This is a genomic window from Amphibacillus indicireducens, assembly GCF_039539605.1.
Lineage (GTDB): Bacteria > Bacillota > Bacilli > Bacillales > Amphibacillaceae > Amphibacillus > Amphibacillus indicireducens.
Genome location: NZ_BAABDL010000107.1, coordinates 1 through 3,382 on the forward strand (window position 1 = coordinate 1; position 3,382 = coordinate 3,382).

Below are 3,382 nucleotides of genomic sequence, written 5' to 3' on the forward strand. Positions count from 1 at the left end.
AAAAATAGTGATACAATTTACTGTATCAAAGCTTCTCGACCTTATCTTTCTAGAAGTAGCTGCAAAACTAACGAGTTAGTATATAAAAATGTATCTAAATGAGGGGAAGTAATTAATTGAGGAAGTTGGAGGCTAGTTAAATTGAATATTTAATGTTAATAAAATACAAAAACAAATAGTATTAAAAACCATTGACAGTACAAAAGTAATAGATACAATGTTACTTAAGTAATACAATCGATTGCTGATATTTCTTTTAAATCAATGAAAAGGTACTATTGCTTTATTTTATTTAATCGAATATGAAAGCTAAAATATAAGCATATTTTAAAATGAACTAAATATAATATATAGTGCAATCGATTTCTGTTAGCGTGGAAAAGTCATTATTCATCACACAAACACCATGATAGAAAGTCTCCTACAGCATGATGAAATCCTTTCATACTTATTGGTTAATATTTGCGCTTAAGTTAAAACTTAAGCTGCTTTATATAAAATCCTACACATATATAAAAAACAAAAATCACAATATTATAGCGAATTTTCTCTGTAAGACTTTTATTGAATTCAAATTAATCTTCAATAATCTTTTAAGTGGATACCTCTAGTTAGTTTAAGTGACGGAAAATTTTGAATAGACTGATATATTTTCCTTATAAATTTTTAGAAATATTTTATTGATTGATCACTTTGCTTTACCTGTACTAAAAAATATGAAGAAAGGATGTGTTTTAATGAGGAGGATCAAGCGTGGTAAATATTTACTTCTCCTAATCTCAATAGTGTTCATTGTATATTCAGGAAGTAATATTAGTAGTTCAAAAGTTGCTCATGCAGATGGAATAGTTTATGAGGATTTTTACAATTTTAATCAGTTGCCAGAAAGTGATGTCGTACTAACAGATACATTTGAATTAATTACAGCAAATAGAGGGAGTTCTTGGGGGGTAAACCATGGTCCTTCATTAGACCCGAATCGTTCTGATGTAGTTGTTATTACGCAAAATGAACAATGGCAATTTGGAGGGTTGTGGTATAAAAATCCGATTGATATGGAAAAGGATTTCTCTATGCTCATGTACGTAAATTTAGGTGATAAATGGGATAACGGTAATTATGATGGTACGCGAGGTGCGGACGGAATCACATTTACCATCCAAGGACACACAAATACGAGCGGGGTTCCGCTAGGAAGTACACTTGGGGCAAATGGAGCTGGCCTAGGTGCGTATAGTAAGGATTCAGATGATAATGATCCGTTTGATGCGTACAGAAGTAATTTTATAAGAAATGCACTTGTTTTGGAATTCGATACTTTCTACAACAATCATGAACTAAATACAAATGATAATGGAACGCCAAACTTCGGTAATGGAGGTGCTAACGGAGATAAATTTTATGGTCATATTGATTTAACTAGGACACCAGCCTGGTTGGGCGCTGATCAAGGTCCTTTTTACAAACAACATGCTATTTCTGAACCTTATTTTAGGTCGCCAAGTAATTTGCAAGATGCGACTAATCAAGACTTAACAGATAGACGCTGGCGTAAAGTTGAAGTAAGTTGGGACAGTTCGACCCATAGATTAACTTATGATATTGCAGGTTACAGTCCAATAGTTTATCAGTTTAGTGGTTCGCAGGATGTAATCGACACCTTCGGAGGAACATTAGTCTATTGGGGATTTACTGGTTCAACTGGGGATTCATATAATCTCCAACAGGTTGGAATCTTTGAGGTGCCAGATCAGTCAGAAAGTTCAATTGAAAAATTAGCACGAAATATTACTAAGGATGGTGAAAGCACGGAATTTTCTGAAGAAGCAATAATGAAGTTGGGCGATACAATAGAATACCAAGTTACGGTAAATTACCCGACGGAGGATAATACTCAGGAAATAGTAGCGGCAATTATTGAAGATGAGTTACCTGCTGAATTAAATTATGTAGATGGATCATTGAGGGTTCAATTAAATGGTTCTGATATTGATCCGACTCCAGAGTGGAATAACGGTGAAATACATTTAGGTAATTTTAGTCCTGGAAGTACATTTGTCGTAACTTATCAAGCAGTTGTTACTGAAGAAGTGATAATCGATAATATAGCGACGTTTTATTCTAGGTACACAAGTCCAATCAGTGATACGGCACAAGTTTATAGTGGTTCGATAAATATATTAAAGGTGGATGGAACGAACCAACCGTTGGAAGGTGCTGAATTCACTGTTGAAGGTCCTAATAATTTTAGTGTCAGATTACCAATAGATGAGGAAAGTCCATCATCAACTTATAAATTGGATTATCTAGAGCCAGGAGAATATATTATCACTGAAACAAAAGCTCCTGATGGTTATTTGCCTTCAATTGATCCGCAAACAGTGGTGATTTCGAAGGGAACTGTTGATTTAGAAGTAACCTTTATAAACTTTAAGTATCCAAATGTGATTAAAGAACAAAAAAACAGTTTTGAAGATGATGACAAGTATGGAGATGTTTCTGAAACGTTAGTAGGTGACTTTGTTGATTTCAGAATAACCTCGTTTTTGCCAGAAGATTTTCAAGAGTACAAGGAATTTAGAATCTTGGATGAACTTGATTCAAGACTGACCTATGTTGAAGAATCGGCTCAAATATTTGCAAATTCAAGTATCGAACTAGAACTCACTACTGATTATACAGTGCATCTAATCAATGATTTATTAGTAGTCGAACTAATCGCTACAGGAATAGATAAACTGTCTGACACAACGGAACTATATCTAACATTTACTACTCAAGTGAATGAAACAGCTTTGGAGAATTTAACTAACATTCCGAATCAATCAAGTATTGAATTTGTTAATCACTCAGGTCAAGCTAGTAGTCCAGAGTCAAACGAAACGAACACGACTCCATTAACAGGACGTGTAGATATTCTAAAGATTTTCAAAAATGACTTGTTAGAAGAAATACCGCTTTCTGATGCAGTTTTTCGATTGCAAGTTAAGTCTGGAGACACATGGATTAACTTTGGAGAAGAAAAAATCTCGAATCAGGATGGGGTATTACTCTGGGAGGAACTCCCGAAAGGTGAATATCGAATTATAGAGATAGAGGCTCCTGAAGGGTTCTTATTACTTACTAATCCAATAGAATTTGAGATTACAAGTGAAAACACAACGCATGCACATAGTTATGTTGTGGAGAATATCCCGCAAGAGGAACTACCTCAAACGGGTGGGATTGGAACAGTTGTGTTTACGGTAACGGGAGTTATTTTGATGATGTCTGCAGGATTTAGTTCATTAATTACAAGAATTAAAAAAATTAGGTAGTGTAAAAAGTTCTATGAAAAGATACTGAATTGGAGGATGAATTCAAAATACAATATGTTTTTTGA

The 3,382-nt window shown here is 34.2% G+C and carries 1 protein-coding gene; it reads left to right on the forward strand.

Annotation, left to right across the window (positions count from 1 at the left end; translation table 11 throughout):
* Positions 1–737: 737 nt before the first annotated feature.
* Positions 738–3,317, forward strand: a complete 2,580-nt coding sequence (locus ABD814_RS09790; RefSeq protein ID WP_344912677.1) for a lectin-like domain-containing protein — start codon at positions 738–740, stop codon at positions 3,315–3,317.
* Positions 3,318–3,382 lie beyond the last annotated feature (65 nt).

Coding starts and splice junctions, on each gene's coding strand:
- ABD814_RS09790 (WP_344912677.1), top strand. CDS start 738: ATGAGGAGGATCAAGCGTGGTAAATATTTACTTCTCCTAATCTCAATA.